Source organism: Billgrantia sp. NRB1, from assembly GCF_056921725.1.
This window is the reverse complement of sequence record NZ_CM167783.1, coordinates 1,843,834-1,858,651: the sequence shown is the minus strand read 5'-3', so window position 1 is coordinate 1,858,651 and position 14,818 is coordinate 1,843,834. Positions and strand designations below refer to the sequence as shown.

At 66.4% G+C, this 14,818-nt stretch carries 15 protein-coding genes and 2 tRNA genes; 9 read left to right on the top strand and 8 right to left on the bottom strand.

Going from position 1 to position 14,818, the window contains the following annotated elements; translation table 11 throughout:
- Positions 1–42 precede the first annotated feature (42 nt).
- Entirely contained in the window at positions 43–858 is an 816-nt protein-coding gene (locus ACZIYR_RS08435) for a MetQ/NlpA family ABC transporter substrate-binding protein (RefSeq protein ID WP_483528882.1), read from the top strand.
- Between the two features lie 72 nt (positions 859–930).
- Positions 931–1,398, top strand: a complete 468-nt coding sequence (locus ACZIYR_RS08430) for a GAF domain-containing protein (RefSeq protein ID WP_473033332.1) — start codon at positions 931–933, stop codon at positions 1,396–1,398.
- 79 nt (positions 1,399–1,477) lie between these two features.
- On the opposite strand, the gene ACZIYR_RS08425 is transcribed toward ACZIYR_RS08430, so the two are convergent.
- Both ACZIYR_RS08425 and ACZIYR_RS08420 read right to left on the bottom strand, forming a co-directional pair.
- Positions 1,478–1,554: transfer RNA gene (locus tag ACZIYR_RS08425), tRNA-Val, on the bottom strand.
- A 33-nt stretch (positions 1,555–1,587) separates the two neighbouring features.
- A tRNA-Val gene (locus tag ACZIYR_RS08420) sits at positions 1,588–1,664 on the bottom strand.
- Between the two features lie 295 nt (positions 1,665–1,959).
- Between ACZIYR_RS08420 and ACZIYR_RS08415 the strand changes: the two genes are divergently transcribed.
- Entirely contained in the window at positions 1,960–2,718 is a 759-nt protein-coding gene (locus ACZIYR_RS08415) for a DeoR/GlpR family transcriptional regulator (RefSeq protein ID WP_473033331.1), read from the top strand.
- Positions 2,719–2,869: 151 nt separating this feature from the next.
- A complete protein-coding gene (glpD, locus tag ACZIYR_RS08410; RefSeq protein WP_483528881.1) occupies positions 2,870–4,375 on the top strand; it encodes a glycerol-3-phosphate dehydrogenase in 1,506 nt (501 codons plus the stop codon).
- A gap of 21 nt (positions 4,376–4,396) precedes the next feature.
- Here the strand turns inward: glpD and ACZIYR_RS08405 are convergent, their stop codons facing one another.
- A complete protein-coding gene (locus ACZIYR_RS08405; RefSeq protein WP_483528880.1) occupies positions 4,397–5,776 on the bottom strand; it encodes a class II fumarate hydratase in 1,380 nt (459 codons plus the stop codon).
- Positions 5,777–6,078: 302 nt separating this feature from the next.
- On the opposite strand from ACZIYR_RS08405, the gene ACZIYR_RS08400 reads away from it, so the two are divergent.
- The 3 genes from ACZIYR_RS08400 (at position 6,079) to ehuB (ending at position 8,137) form a co-directional block, all read left to right on the top strand.
- Positions 6,079–6,459, top strand: a complete 381-nt coding sequence (locus tag ACZIYR_RS08400; RefSeq protein WP_473033329.1) for a phasin family protein — start codon at positions 6,079–6,081, stop codon at positions 6,457–6,459.
- Positions 6,460–6,615: 156 nt separating this feature from the next.
- Positions 6,616–7,170 carry a carboxypeptidase-like regulatory domain-containing protein gene (locus tag ACZIYR_RS08395; RefSeq protein WP_473033328.1) on the top strand — a complete coding sequence of 185 codons (555 nt, stop codon included), beginning with the start codon at positions 6,616–6,618 and terminating at the stop codon, positions 7,168–7,170.
- Positions 7,171–7,276: 106 nt separating this feature from the next.
- Positions 7,277–8,137 carry an ectoine/hydroxyectoine ABC transporter substrate-binding protein EhuB gene (ehuB, locus tag ACZIYR_RS08390; protein WP_473033327.1) on the top strand — a complete coding sequence of 287 codons (861 nt, stop codon included), beginning with the start codon at positions 7,277–7,279 and terminating at the stop codon, positions 8,135–8,137.
- 30 nt (positions 8,138–8,167) lie between these two features.
- Here the strand turns inward: ehuB and hda are convergent, their stop codons facing one another.
- Entirely contained in the window at positions 8,168–8,869 is a 702-nt protein-coding gene (gene hda / locus ACZIYR_RS08385; protein ID WP_483528879.1) for a DnaA regulatory inactivator Hda, read from the bottom strand.
- Positions 8,866–9,942 carry an AI-2E family transporter gene (locus ACZIYR_RS08380; protein ID WP_483528878.1) on the bottom strand — a complete coding sequence of 359 codons (1,077 nt, stop codon included), beginning with the start codon at positions 9,940–9,942 and terminating at the stop codon, positions 8,866–8,868. The genes hda and ACZIYR_RS08380 overlap by 4 nt, the downstream gene beginning before the upstream one ends.
- A gap of 157 nt (positions 9,943–10,099) precedes the next feature.
- Between ACZIYR_RS08380 and purM the strand changes: the two genes are divergently transcribed.
- Positions 10,100–11,176, top strand: coding sequence for a phosphoribosylformylglycinamidine cyclo-ligase (gene purM / locus ACZIYR_RS08375; RefSeq protein WP_483528877.1), 1,077 nt, complete (start codon positions 10,100–10,102; stop codon positions 11,174–11,176).
- The gene (gene purN, locus ACZIYR_RS08370; protein WP_473033326.1) at positions 11,173–11,913 is read left to right on the top strand and encodes a phosphoribosylglycinamide formyltransferase; all 741 of its coding nucleotides are present in this window, start codon (positions 11,173–11,175) and stop codon (positions 11,911–11,913) included. Before purM ends, purN begins: the two co-directional genes overlap by 4 nt.
- Before the next feature lie 117 nt (positions 11,914–12,030).
- On the opposite strand, the gene dcd is transcribed toward purN, so the two are convergent.
- From dcd to ACZIYR_RS08355, 3 genes are all read right to left on the bottom strand, one after another.
- On the bottom strand, positions 12,031–12,597 hold the full coding sequence (gene dcd / locus ACZIYR_RS08365; RefSeq protein ID WP_483528876.1) for a dCTP deaminase: 567 nt from the start codon (positions 12,595–12,597) through the stop codon (positions 12,031–12,033).
- 121 nt (positions 12,598–12,718) lie between these two features.
- The gene (gene apbC / locus ACZIYR_RS08360) at positions 12,719–13,645 is read right to left on the bottom strand and encodes an iron-sulfur cluster carrier protein ApbC (RefSeq protein WP_483528875.1); all 927 of its coding nucleotides are present in this window, start codon (positions 13,643–13,645) and stop codon (positions 12,719–12,721) included.
- 39 nt (positions 13,646–13,684) lie between these two features.
- Positions 13,685–14,806, bottom strand: coding sequence for a hypothetical protein (locus tag ACZIYR_RS08355; protein ID WP_473033325.1), 1,122 nt, complete (start codon positions 14,804–14,806; stop codon positions 13,685–13,687).
- Positions 14,807–14,818: the final 12 nt, after the last annotated feature.

Here is a 14,818-nt window from a genome sequence, read left to right as displayed (position 1 = left end):
GACACGCCGCCGCTGGCGGCACACGATAAAGGAGAATGCCCCATGCCCCTCACCCCGACCCGCCTGCTGGGCGCCGCCACTCTGGTCGGCGCCGCCCTGCTGACCGCCTGCGGCAACGACGGCGGCGACGCCGACAGCCGCTCGATCACGGTCGGCACCATGTCCGGCCCCGAATCCGAGGTGATGGAGGTGGCCGTCCAGCTCGCCAAGGAGCGCTACGATCTCGACGTGGAGATCATCGAGTTCACCGACTATGTCTCGCCCAACTCGGCGCTGGCCGACGGCAGCCTGGATGCCAATGCCTTCCAGCACGAGCCGTATATGCAGAGCATGGTGGACGACCGCGGCTATGACCTGGTGGTAGCCGGCTACACCTTCGTCTATCCCATCGGCGCCTACTCGGAAAAGCATGCCAGCATGGATGAGCTTCCCGAGCGGGCCATCATCGCCCTGCCCAACGACCCCACCAACGGCGGGCGGGCGATGATCCTGATGCACAATGCCGGCCTCATCACCCTGGATGACCCCGACAACCTTGAGGCCACCCCGGTCAACGTAATCGACAACCCTCAGGGCCTGCGCTTCCGCGAGATCGAAGCGGCCCAGCTGCCTCGCGTGCTGCCCGACGTGGACCTGGCCTTCATCAACAATACCTTTGCCCAGCCCGCCGGCCTGCGCCTGGATGATGCCCTGATCAAGGAGGGACCGGACTCCCCCTACGTCAACCTTATCGCGGTGCGAGCCGGCGACGAGGAGCGCGAGGAGATCCAGCAGCTGGTGTCCGCCTATCAGAGCGACGCGGTTGCCGCCAAGGCGCTGGAGCTGTTCGACGGTGGCGCGGTACCCGGCTGGGAGTAAACTGAACGGGTTTAGGGGCCGGCCTTGCGCCGGCCCTGTCATTTCGGGAATGGCAACCAAGGAGCCGACACGATGCCCGACTATGCCCTGCTGGCCCGCCAACTCGAGGCCCTGCTCGACACTCGCGACTGGCTAACCAACAGCGCCCAGACCTGCGCCTTTCTGATGCAGACGATCCCGGACCTGAACTGGGCGGGGTTCTATCTGCAGCGCGAGCCCGAGGTGCTGTCGCTGGGCCCCTTCCAGGGCAAGCCCGCCTGCCACCCTATCCCCTTCAGCAAGGGGGTCTGCGGCGCGGCCGCGCGCAGCCGGCAAACCCAGCGCATCGACGACGTCCACGCCGTGGCCGACCACATCGCCTGCGATGCCGCCTCCCGCGCGGAGCTGGTGATACCGGTGGTAGTCGATGAACACCTGTGGGGCGTACTGGACCTGGACAGCCCGCAACAGGAGCGTTTCAGCGCCGAGGACCAGGCCGGCATCGAAGCGCTGGTCGCCGTCTTCGTCACCCGCTCCGACCTTGCCCCAACGGCTGAGTGACACGCACCGCCATCGAACGGCGAGAGACCCAGACGCAACACGCCCCCGCTGCCAAGGGCAGCGGGGGCGTGTCAAAATCTGGTAGGACCAGGCGGATTTGAACCGCCGACCTCCACGATGTCAACGTGGCGCTCTAACCAACTGAGCTATGGTCCTGACGCTATCACGGCGGCGAAAGCAGGAAGACGCTGGTAGGACCAGGCGGATTTGAACCGCCGACCTCCACGATGTCAACGTGGCGCTCTAACCAACTGAGCTATGGTCCTGCTGTGCGCTTCTTGCCGAGTGCTTGCCAGATAAGACACAGGGCGCCCGATCCGGCCGGCTCGCTGCGGCAACGGATGCGTATTCTACCCATTCACCGGACGAATGCAAGCCCGATATAACATCTTGTGGATCAGGCAGTTGTCGATCGACGCAGGGTACCTGCTGGGCACCTTGCCCGCGGGAGAATGTTCGATTCTGCGCACGCGGGAAAGCGCCTGGTCGCCTTCGACAATCGCATCCCTGCCGAGAACGGCAACGATGGCATACAATAGGGCCGATCGACAGGGAGCCACCATGAACCAGCAGCTACGTCAGGATGCCATCATCGATCTGGTCCGTCGTCAGGGCTATGCCAGCATCGAGCAGCTTACCGAGCATTTCGCCGTCACCCCCCAGACGATCCGTCGCGATCTCAACACCCTGGCCGGCGAAGGCCTGATTCGGCGCGTCCACGGCGGCGCCGGTCTCGAGTCCAGCACCGTCAACACCGCCTACAGCACCCGCAAGAACCTCAACCTCGAGGCGAAACGGCGCATCGCCGCCCTGCTGGCCCAGCAGATTCCCGACCACGCCTCCCTGTTCATCAATATCGGCACCAGCAACGAAGTCGTGGCGGAGGCCCTGCTGGAACACCAAGGACTCGAGGTGATCACCAACAACCTCAACGTGGCGGCGATCCTTCAACACAAGGAGGATTTCAACGTGATCATCGCAGGCGGCCAGGTGCGCTCTCGAGACGGCGGGATCATCGGCGAGGCCACCATCGATTTCATCAACCAGTTCAAGGTCGACTTCGGCATCATCGGCATCAGCGGCATCGACGAGGACGGCTCGCTGCTCGAGTTCGACTACCAGGAAGTCCGCGTGGCCCAGGCCATCATCCGCAACTCGCGCCAGGTGTTCCTGGCCGCCGACCACTCCAAGTTCCATCGCAACCCGGTGGTACGCCAGGGCAACATTGCCCAGCTGGACGCTCTATTCACCGACCGCGAGCCCCCCGAAGCCATCGCCCGGCTGCTGCGCGCCCACGACGTCGCCCTGCATATCGCCTGATCCTCCCGCCGGAAGCTTCACGAGCGCTCTCTGGCGAAGGCGCGCAAGGCGATGTCGGCGCTTGATGTTCGTTTTCGATTGTTCTATTTTCGTTTTCAAACATCCCATGTTCGACATGGGCAAGTGCGCGACAGTCAGCCGGAGCCTCGCCATGGCCAGCCCCCCCACCGATCCGCTCGATCTCTTCGTCATCGGCGGCGGCATCAACGGCGTCGGCATCGCCAACGATGCGGCCGGCCGCGGCCTCTCCGTGGCCCTGTGCGAGCAGGCCGACCTGGCCAGCGCCACCTCTTCGGCAAGCAGCAAGCTGATCCATGGCGGGCTGCGCTACCTGGAGCACCGCGAGTTCCGGCTGGTTGGCGAAGCCCTGCGGGAGCGGGAACGCCTGCTCGACAAGGCACCGCATATCATCTGGCCGCTACGCTTCATCCTGCCGCATCGCGCCGACCTGCGTCCGGCCTGGATGATCCGCGCCGGGCTGTTCCTCTACGACCACCTGGGGCGGCGCAGGCGACTGCCCCGCTCGCGCAGCCTGCGCTTCGGCTCCGATGGGCCGCTCAAGCCCGAGATCCTGCGTGGCTTCGAGTATTCCGATTGCTGGGTAGACGATGCCCGCCTGGTGCTGGTCAATGCGCTTCAGGCGCATGAGCATGGCGCCGAAATCCTGACACGCACGCGCTGTATTGCCGCCCGCGAGGCGCAGGGCCACTGGCACCTCGAGCTGGAAGACACCCAGCGCGGCGTGCGCTTTCAACGTCGCGCCAGGGCACTGGTCAACGCCGGCGGCCCCTGGGTGGAGCGCATCGTACGCGAGCAGGCCGGGCGCGACTCACGCTACGGGATCCGCATGATCCAGGGCAGCCACCTGGTGGTTCCCCGCCTCAACGCCGACGAGCGTGCTTACATCCTGCAGAACAGCGACCGGCGTATCGTGTTCGTGCTGCCCTATGAGGAAGACTTCAGCCTGGTGGGTACCACCGACCGGCGCTATACCGGCGACCCGGCTCAGGTCTCCGCCAGCGAGACGGAGATCGACTACCTGCTGGGGGTCGTCAACGCACATTTTCGTCGCCAGCTGAGTCGCGAGGATGTGGTCACCACTTTCTCCGGCGTCCGACCGCTGTGTGACGATGAGTCGTCCGAGCCTGCGGCGATGACCCGCGACTACACCCTGGCCCTGGACCCTGACGGCGCCCCGCTGCTGTCGGTCTACGGCGGCAAGATCACCACCTACCGGAAGCTGGCCGAGGCGGCCCTGCGCCAGCTGACCCCCCACCTGCCCACCATGGGTCCCGGCTGGACGGAGAAGACGCGGCTTCCCGGCGGCGATATCGACAGCCAGGCCGCCTTCATCAGCCGCCTGCAGGCGGACTATCCCTGGCTCGGCATGCCCCGCGCGCGCCGCTTTGCCCGAAGCTACGGCACCCTCTGCCTGTGCTTCCTCCAGGGGGCCGCCTGCGTGGCCGACCTCGGCGAGGATTTCGGCGCCGGCCTGAGTGCCGCCGAGGTCGACTATCTGATCGATCGGGAGTGGGCCTGCAGCGCCGACGACATCCTGTGGCGCCGCACCAAGCTCGGACTGCGATTGAGCACCCGGCAAATCGAGCGCCTCTCACACTACATCGCGGCGCGGCGACGGGCGCAGGCAGCCGCCTGATCGAGCCGACCCCGCCGCCGGCTACTCCGGTATGCCGCCGTAGGTGAGACGTGCCGGGTCGAGCAGGCGTTCCAGCTCCTCACGGCTTAGCTCGGTCTGCTCTTCGGCGACCTCGATGATCGGCCGACCGGCCTGGTAGGCCTGCTTGGCGATAGCCGCCGCGGCGTCGTAGCCGATCACGCCGTTCAGGGCGGTCACCAGGATGGGGTTGCGGGCCAGCGGCCCGGCGAGATTGTCCTCGCGGACCCGGAAGCCGGCAATCGCCCGGTCGGCCAGCAGCTGGGCGGTGTTGCTCATCAGGGTGATCGAGGTCAGCAGGTTGTGGGCGATCAGCGGCAGCATCACGTTGAGCTGGAAGTTGCCGCTCTGCCCGGCCACGGTGACCGCCGTATCCAACCCGATGACCTGGGCCGCGGCCTGGGCCGCCGATTCGGGAATCACCGGATTGACCTTCCCCGGCATGATCGAGCTGCCCGGCTGCAGCGCCTCCAGCTCGATCTCGCCGAGCCCGGCCAGCGGCCCGGAATTCATCCAGCGCAGGTCGTTGGCGATCTTCATGACCACGCAGGCCAGTCCCCGGAGCTGGCCGGAGAGCTCCACGGCGGCATCCTGGGAGGCCAGGCTGGCAAAGAAGCTGTCATTGGGCGAGAGCGCCAGCCCGGTCTGATCGCCCAGCTCTCGGGCCATGCGAGCGGCGAAGTCGGGATGGGCATTGATGCCGGTGCCAACCGCCGTGCCGCCCTGGGCCAGCCGCGTCAGCCGCAGCATGGCACTATCCAGGCGCTCCATGGCCTGCCCCACCTGACTCGACCAGCCGCCGAGCTCCTGGCTGAGCCGCAGCGGCATGGCATCCATGAGATGAGTCCGACCGGTCTTGACCACGCCGTCAAGCGCCTCGGCGCGAGTATCGATGGTCTCACGCAGGTGGAGCAGCGCCGGGCGCAGCCGTGCGGTGACCTCCAGGGCCGCCGAGAGGTGGATGGCGGTGGGGATCACGTCGTTGCTCGACTGCCCCATATTGACGTGGTCGTTGGGCCCCACCGGCACGCCTTCAGCGCTGGCCAGGTGGGCGATCACCTCGTTGACGTTCATGTTGCTGGAGGTGCCCGAGCCGGTCTGGAAGACATCCACGGGGAACTGGTCATCGTGGCGCCCCTCGATGATCGCCTGGGCCGCGGAAGCAATGGCCTCGGCTCGCTCGGCGTCCAGCAGCCCCAGCTCGTGATTGACCCGCGCCGCGGCCATCTTGATGCGGGCGATGGCGTGGATGAAGGCCACCGGCATCGGCTGTCCGGAGACCGGAAAATTGTCGACCGCCCGCTGGGTCTGGGCGCCGTACAGGGCGTCCTTGGGGACCTTGAGCTCACCCATGCTGTCACGTTCGATACGATGCTCGCTCATGGCGACCTCCTTGGTCGGTATCGATGACTCTCCTTACCTTGGTCGCGCCACGCCCCTCATGCAAGCCTGACTCTGACTCGCCGATGATCATAACGGCGAACGCGGCACCCGCCTGCCCACCGCACACCTCCCGCCGCCAGTGGCACCAGGCGGCAGCGTGCTCGCCGGCCTCCCCTTCCTGTGCCGTTTCGCGACCAAGAGGCCATTCAATGTTGCACTGCACAAACCACTTTGCTATTGTGCATCGCAACAGGAGGGAATTCCCGTTCCACATCACATCAAGAGCCCCGGAGGTTCCTATCATGATCAGCCAGTTCAGCTTCGATCCCAAGCAGTTCGACACCAAGCAGGTCGAGTCGATGTTCTTCGCTCCGGCCCGCGCCTATGCCGCCCTGAGCGTCGACTTCACCGAGAAGCTGGTCAATGCCCAGCTCGACGCCACCAAGGCCTACACCGACACCGGCCTGGCCCAGGTACGCAACCTGCTCAACGTCAAGGACGCCGAAGGCCTGCGCAGCTACCTGGAAGGCCAGCAGGGCGTTGCCAAGGAGCTGACCGAGCGCCTGAAGGGTGACGCCGAGAAAGTGGTCTCCCTGCAGCAGGACTTCGTCCAGCAGAGCCAGAAGCTGGCCGAGAGCAACGTCAAGCAGGCGCAAGAAGCGGCCACCAAAGCTGCCAAGTAAGCCCGCAGGCCGGCCGCTCGCCGGCACTGCAGGGCCAAGCAAGGAACCCGCCAAACGGCGGGTTCCTTGCGTTGGGTGGCCCGCCCCACGGTTGCGCGCCTCTGCGGATCGTATATGCTGCGAATGCACGGGGCCCAATCACGAGGATGCAATCGCATGAAAGCCTGGATACCGGTGGCCTTGCTGGGTCTTGCCCTCTCAGGGTGCCAGATGATGGAGCCCCGCCCCGCCCTGCCTCCCGAACGCATCGAAGTCATCGATATCGGTACCGAGCGCGCCCCGGACGTCGAGCGCGACGCCCCCAGGACCACCACGCCTGGCCGCATCCCACGGCAGGTCAGCTTTCCGGAGGCGGAATATGCGGCGTTGCCAACAACCGGCACCGCTGCCGTCAGCGGCCGCCTGGCCCTGAACGGCGTGGCCGGGGCGGGCGAAACCATCTCCGTGGCCCCTGTCACCACCTACTCGGCCGAAGCCGCGGAAAACGCCCTGGCCGGGCGCGCCGTGGAACCGGCGGACCCACGAGCCAGAGAGTACACCCACACCGTTCGTACCGACGGCAACGGCAACTTCACCGTGAACGGCCTGCCGCCGGGGGAGTTCTACGTATCGGGCAGCATGATCGACCCGCGAAGCGGTGAGCGACAGATCATCATCCGTCAGGTCACCCTGCACAATGGCCGGTCCCTGCAGGTCAACCTGAGCCGCTGAGGCGCCACCGCCTGGCAGCCCACCGGCGTGTCGCCTATGTTGTGGCCAAAGGCCTGTGGCGAAGGGCCGCCGAGGTCATGCAATCCGACACAGCGGAGGGGCGGAGATGAGTCACGTCAACAGCGCCGGCTGGCCGATGCGGCTGGTCATCGGGACGCTTGCGGTCGGCCTGGCGCCGGCGAGCGCCGCCACCCTTGAGGAGGTACGCGAGCGCGGCATCCGGATCGCCGTGGCCGACGAAGTGCCTTACGGCTACCTGGACGCCGACGGCGAGCCACGCGGCGCAGGCCCGGAGGTGGCACTTCACCTCATGGAGACACTGGAGATCGACGATATCGAGTGGATTGTCACCGATTTCAGCGATCTCATCCCGGGGCTGCGTGAGGGGCGCTTTGACATGGCCGCTGCTGAAATGGCGATCCTGCCCCATCGCTGCGAGCAGATCCTCTACTCCGAACCCAACACCACCTATGGTGAAGGGCTGCTGGTGCGTGCCGGCAACCCCCTCGAACTGCAAGCCTACGAGGACTTCGCCGGGCGCAACGAGTTTCGGGTCGCCGTCATGGCGGGCGCCGATCAGCGCGACACCCTGATGGGCCTTGGCGTACCCGAGGAGAAGCTCGTCACCATCGAACGTAATGAGCAGGCCATCGACGCCATCCTCGACGGCAACGCGGACGCCTACGCGGCCACCGGCCTGACCGTGACCGCCCTGGATCAGCAGAGCCAGGAGGTAGAGGCGGCCATGGATTTCGTCGACCCGATCCTCGACGGCGAGGAGGTGCGAAGCTGGGGCGGCTTTAGCTTCGGCCCCGAGTCCGAGTCGCTGCGCGACGCCGTCAACGAGGCGCTGCTGGCTTACAAGCCCACTCGTGCCTGGGAGCGAACCCTGGTGGAGAACGGCTTCTCCCAGGAAGACGTGCTCAACGCCTTCAAGTACCGCACGGAACAGCTATGCCAGCGGTGAGGCGGCGGGCCGACGACCATCCGGCGCCCCCTACCAGCCCAGCGCCTGCTTGACGAAGGGAATGGTCAGCTTGCGCTGGGCGGACAGCGAGGCGCGATCCAGTGTCTCCAGCGCCTCGCACAGCTCGCCCAGGCCGCGCGGGCCACGATGCAGAATGTAGCGGGCCACTTCGTCGGGCAGCTGCATGCCGCGCACCCGGGCCCGCAGCTGAAGCGCCAGCAGCCGCTGGGTGTCATCGAGCCCCTGGAGATGGAAGGTCATTCCCCAGCTAAGGCGAGACGCCAGGTCGGGGAGCTTCACCGGCAGCTGACGGGGCGCGACGTCAGCCGCCACGACCAGCCGCTTGCCCGCATCGCGCAGCCGATTGAAGGCGTGAAAGAGGCCCTCTTCCCAGCGTCGCCGACCCACCACCACCTCGATGTCGTCGATCGCCACCAGATCGAGGCGCTCGACTTCCTCGAGCATCAGCGGCGGAAAATGCCCAAGCTCGTTGAGCGGCAAGTAGAGCGCGCGCAGGTCACGGTCGGAGGCGGCATGACAAGCCGCCTGCAATAGATGCGTACGCCCGGTTCCCGGGGCCCCCCACAGATACAGGAACGGCTCGCCGTTGGCATCGAACTGATGGACCAGGTGGTCCACCAGGCTGGCGTTGGCGCCAGACAGGAAGCTGGCGAAGGTGGCATCATCACGCAGCCCAACCCCCAGCGGCAGCTGCGCCGGTGCACGGCTCATGGCGACTCCTCATCCCGGGTGCGATGCCGTTGGGCATCATAGAGGCTACTGCGTTGGTAGCGATCCTTGAGTTCACGCAAGAGTACCATGATCACGGCGGCCGCCGGCAGCGCCAGCAGCACCCCGGTGAAACCGAACAGGTTCCCCCCGGCCAGCACGGCGAAGATGACCGCCACCGGATGCAGCCCGATTCGATTGCCGAGCAGCTTGGGCTGAAGCACGGTGCTTTCGATGACCTGGCCGATGGTGAACACCACCACGACACCCAGCAGCGCGAGCCAGCTACCAAATTGGAAGAAGGCCACGATCAGTGCCACGCCGATACCGACGATAAATCCCAGAAAGGGCACGATGCTGGCAAGCCCGGAGATGATGCCGATCAGCAGACCAAAGCGCACCCCCATCAGGGTCAGACCGATGGCATAGATGGCCCCCAGGGTGAGCATCACCAGCAGCTGCCCACGCAGGAAGGCCGAGAGCACCTCGTTGCAGCGCTCCACGATCCGCACGGCGTCGGGTTCCCACTGACGCGGCAGCAGGTTGCGCAGGCTGACGATGAAGCGCTTCCAGTCGAGCAGCAGATAGAAGGTCACCACCGGAATCAGTGCCACATAGGTGATCCAGGTGATCAGCGCCATGCCGGAGCGCCCCACCTGCCCCAGGAACTGGGCCAGGTAACCGCCCGCATCTTGCCAGTGATCGGCCAGGGTCTCCTGGAGATTATCCAGGTCGGCGGCCACATCGAGCCCCGTCCAGGCCTGGATCTGCGGTGCCAGGACGTTTTCCACCCACTCGAAGATCACCGGCACGACCAGCGCGAACTGACGCACCTGCTGTGCCGCCAGGGGAATCAGCACCAGCAGCCCCAGCCCCAGCAGCAGAATCATCACCAGAAACACCGCACATACCGCCAGCGGCCGCGATAGACCCAAACGCTGCAGGCGATTGGCCAAGGGGTCGGCCAGATAGGCAAGAATCATCCCGGCGATGAACGGCATCAGCATGGCTTCCAGCTGAAACAGCAGCCATACCACCACCACCGCCCCGATCAGCACCCACCATTCTCTGCGCATCGCTTGCTCCTCTGCTTGGCCCCGTCACGGCGATGCGGGCCGCGCGTCGTGATGCTACAATTCCGGCCCGATCATCCCCACCGACCGTCGGCCGGCAGGTGCCGAGCCTTGCCCATGCCGATGATGCATCGACAGCGATTCTCACACAGGACAGGCCATGACCGACTCCACCCCCGCCCAGCCGCCAAAGGCTTCGCTTAGCTACAAGGATGCCGGTGTCGACATCGATGCCGGCAACGCCCTGGTCGATCGCATCAAGGGCGTCGCCAAGCGTACCGCGCGCCCCGAAGTGCTGGGCGGCCTTGGCGGCTTCGGCGCTCTGTGCCAGCTACCCAGCGGCTATCGCGAGCCGGTGCTGGTGTCCGGCACCGACGGCGTCGGCACCAAACTGCGCCTCGCCATGGATCTGGGCCGCCACGACACCATCGGCATCGACCTGGTGGCCATGTGCGTCAACGACCTGGTGGTGGCCGGGGCCGAGCCGCTGCTGTTCCTCGACTACTATGCCACGGGCAAGCTCGATGTGGACATCGCCGCCGACGTGGTCACCGGTATCGGCGAGGGCTGCGAGCAGGCCGGCTGCGCACTGGTGGGCGGCGAAACCGCCGAAATGCCGGGCATGTACGAGGGCAGCGACTACGACCTGGCTGGCTTCTGCGTGGGCGTGGTGGAGAAATCCGAGATCCTAGACGGCAGCCAGGTGGCCGAGGGCGACGTGCTGCTGGGCATCGCCTCATCGGGGCCCCACTCCAACGGCTACTCGCTAATCCGCAAGATTCTCGAGGTCAGCGAGGCCAGCCTGGATACCGCCCTGGAGGGCCAGGCCCTGGGCGACGCCCTGCTCGCCCCCACCCGCATCTACGTCAAGCCGCTGCTGTCGCTGATCAAGGAGAGCGGTGTGACCGTGCATGCGCTGTCGCATATCACCGGCGGCGGGCTGCTGGAGAATATCCCCCGGGTGTTGCCCGACACCCTTGGCGCCCGTATCGACGTCGCCAGCTGGACGCGGCCATCGGTCTTCGACTGGCTGCAGGCTCAGGGCAACGTCGACGAGCATGAGATGCATCGCGTGCTCAACTGCGGCATCGGCATGGTCGTCGTGGTATCCGCCGACCAGGCCGACCAGGCCCGCGCCCATCTCCAGGCCCAGGGGGAAACGGTCCACCGTATCGGCGAGATCGTGGCGCGCCAGGCCGGCGAAGAGGCGGTCAGGCTGGAGAATCTCACGGCATGAGCGACACCGACTATCAGAGCGACACCCTTCGCGACATCACCCCGGAACCCAGCGAGGCACGCCGGGTGGTGGTGCTGATCTCGGGCAGCGGCAGCAACCTGCAGGCGCTGATCGACGAACAGACCCACGACCGCCTGGGCGGCGAGATCGTGGCGGTCATCTCCAACGAGCCGGACGCCTACGGCCTGCAGCGTGCCCGCGAGGCAGGCATCGATGCCGTGGCGCTGCCGCATCGCGAGTACGAGAACCGCGACGCCTACGACGGCGCCCTGATCAAGGTGATCGAGCGCCACGAGCCCGACCTGATCGTGCTGGCCGGCTTCATGCGGATTCTCACGCCGCGTTTCGTGCAGCGCTACTTCGGGCGGATGCTCAACATCCACCCCTCGCTGCTGCCCGCCTATCAGGGCCTCAACACCCATGCCCGGGCGCTGGCCGACGGTGTGGCCGCTCACGGCTGCAGCGTGCACTTCGTCACCGAGGAGCTCGACGGCGGCCCGGTGGTGGTGCAGGCCGAGGTGGCGGTCGCGGGCGACGAGACCGAGGAGAGCCTCAAGGAGAAGGTGCACGCCCGGGAGCACCTGATCTACCCCATCGCCGTGAAGTGGTTCCTGGAGGGGCGCCTGAAGCTCGCCGCCGAGGGCGCCACCTTCGACGGCGTGCCCCTGCCCCCTCAGGGCCTGCGCCTCTCCCACGCCGACGCCGCCGAGGAGTTGGACGAGGATCAAGAAGTGTAAGCTGTAAGCTATGCTGTAAAAACAGCGTAAATTCAGCAAGATAAAGGACAACTCCGCCGGCCCCGGCCGGGTTTCCTTTCTTACGGCTTATGGCTTACAGCTCCCGGCGAAGCCGGGTCAGGTGCGGGGCAAGGTAACGCCCCGCTGCCCCATATACTTGCCGCCGCGGTCCTTGTAGGACGTCTCGCACACCTCGTCGGACTCCAGGAACAGCATCTGGGCCACCCCCTCGTTGGCGTAGATCTTGGCCGGCAGGTTGGTGGTGTTGGAAAACTCCAGGGTCACGTGCCCTTCCCACTCCGGCTCCAGCGGCGTGACGTTGACGATGATCCCGCAGCGCGCATAGGTGGACTTGCCCAGGCAGATGGTCAGCACGCTGCGCGGGATGCGGAAGTACTCCACGGTGCGTGCCAGGGCGAAGGAGTTGGGGGGAATCACGCAGACATCCCCCTTGATGTCGACGAAGCTCTTCTCATCGAAGGCCTTGGGGTCGACCACCGCCGAATGGATATTGGTGAACACCTTGAACTCATCGGCGCAGCGCACGTCGTAGCCGTAGCTGGAGGTGCCGTAGGAGATCACCCGACGGTCGTTCACATAGCGCACCTGGTCCGACTCGAAGGGCTCGATCATGCCTTCCCGCTCGGCCATGCGGCGGATCCAGTTGTCGGATTTGATGCTCATCGAATCATCCTGAAAGAAAAACCGGGGCCGCCATGATAGCGGCCCCGGCGGCGAGCGTCACTGCCTGCGCCCATCCTGCTGGCGATTGCCGCTATCGGGGCGATCCGAGAGGTCGCCCTGATCACTCGTCGCTGAAGGAGATACTGGGCCCCTCGTCGGCCTGGCCCTGCACCTGCTCGGCCACCTGGCGGGCCATGTCGCGGAAGGTGGCAGCCACCTCGCCGTCGGGCTCGGCCACCACCGTGGGTTGCCCACCGTCCACCTGTTCCCGGATCGAGAGCGCCAGCGGCAGCCGCCCCAGCACCCGGGTCTCATACTCGGCGGCGATGCGCTCCCCGCCGCCCTCGCCGAAGACCGGCTCGGCGTGGCCGCACTGCGAGCAGACATGCAGGCTCATGTTCTCCACCACGCCGAGCACCGGCACGTTCACCTTGCGGAACATCTCGATGCCCTTGCGGGCGTCCAGCAGGGCGATATCCTGCGGGGTGGTGACGATCACCGCACCGCTCACCGGCACCTTCTGCGCCAGGGTCAGCTGGACATCTCCGGTCCCCGGCGGCATGTCGATGAACAGGACGTCCAGCGCCTCCCAGGCGGTCTGGGAAAGCAGCTGCTGGAAGGCGCCGGCCACCATGGGCCCTCGCCAGACCATGGGCTCGCGAATGTCGACCAGAAAGGCCATGGACATGGCCTGGATGCCGTGAGCCTGCAACGGACGAAAGCGGTTCTCACCGGCCGCCTCAGGCTTCACCCCTTCGGCGACCCCCAGCATCTGGGCCTGGCTGGGGCCGTAGATGTCCGCATCGAGCACGCCGACCCGGTAGCCCTCTGCGGCCATGGCCAGCGCCAGGTTGACGGTGACGGTGGACTTGCCCACCCCCCCCTTGCCCGATGCTACGGCAACGACATGCTTGACCCCTTCGATCACGTCTCGCTCCTTGCACTGCTGCGCGGTGACGCCCCGACCCACCGGAGCGATGTGCGGCCAGTATAACGCGACGCCGCCTGCCTCCCGCAACCGATGCCGGAACGCACGACGGCGAGCCATCGCTCGCCGTCGTGGATCGCTACGCCAAGCAAGCGCGTCTCAGTCGTCGGCCTCCTGCGCCTCGGTTTCGGCTTCGACCTCCTCCATGCGCGCCTCCAGGTCGGCCAGTTCGCTGCGCCAGTTGGCAAGCTGACCTTCCAGCCGCTCGAGCTGCTCTTCACGACGCTCGACGCGCCCCTCGATATCGGCCAGCTCATCGCGGCCGATGCCGATGGCGATCATCAGGTCGTCACGCTCGACCCGGGCCTGCTCGAGCGCCGCCAGGGCCTCGTCGCGCTCGTCACGGGCCTCGCCCACCTCGCGCTCCACCTCGTCACGCCAGGCCTCCAGTGCCTCGATGTCATCCTCCAGTGCGGCCAGGATGGATTCACGCTCGGTGATCTCGGCGTTCAGGGCGTCAAGCCGCTCGTCCGCCTCCAGGATGGCATCTTCGATCGCTGCCAGCTCATTATCGGCCAGGTCTCGGGCGACCTCAGCCTCCTGGCGCTCATCGATGGCAATCTCACGCAGCTCTTCGGCCTCCTGGCGCGCCGCCTCGGCTTCCTGACGCGCCTCCTCGGCCTCCTGGCGCGCGTCCTCGGCATCGCTACGCGCCTGATCCACTGCCTCGTAGTCACCGCGCAGCGCGACCAGCGCCTCTTCGGCCTCGGCCTTCTCCGCCTGGTAGGCCTCGATATCGGCTTCCAGGGCAGCACGTTCATCCTGGAGCTCTGCCAAGCGCGCTTCGGTATCGGCCACCTCGGCTTCGAGACGCTCCAGCTCGGCTTGGGCGGCCTCCTGCTCCTCGGCCATGGCGGCTGCGGCCTCGGCCCGCTGCTCCTCGAGCTCGGTCAGCCGCGCCTCCATCTCAGCTTCGGCCGCTTGGCGCTCTTCTTCAACGGCCGCCACCGCCGCCTCGCGCTCCTCTTCCAGCTCGGCCAGACGGGCCTCCAGGGCCTCGATCTGCTCGCCGGCCTCATCACGCTCTTCCAGCTGGCTGACCAGCGCCTGATGCTCGCTCTCCATCGCCGACAGCTGCGACTCCAGGGCCTCGCTGTGATCGCGGTGGGAGCTGGCGCTGGACTGGGCGAAGATCGCCCAGACCACGCCAACCACCGCCACGGCCGCCAGCGCCTTGACGCGGTTATCCTGGAACAATGGGCTCTTGGGATTCTCCGACATGCGACATATCCT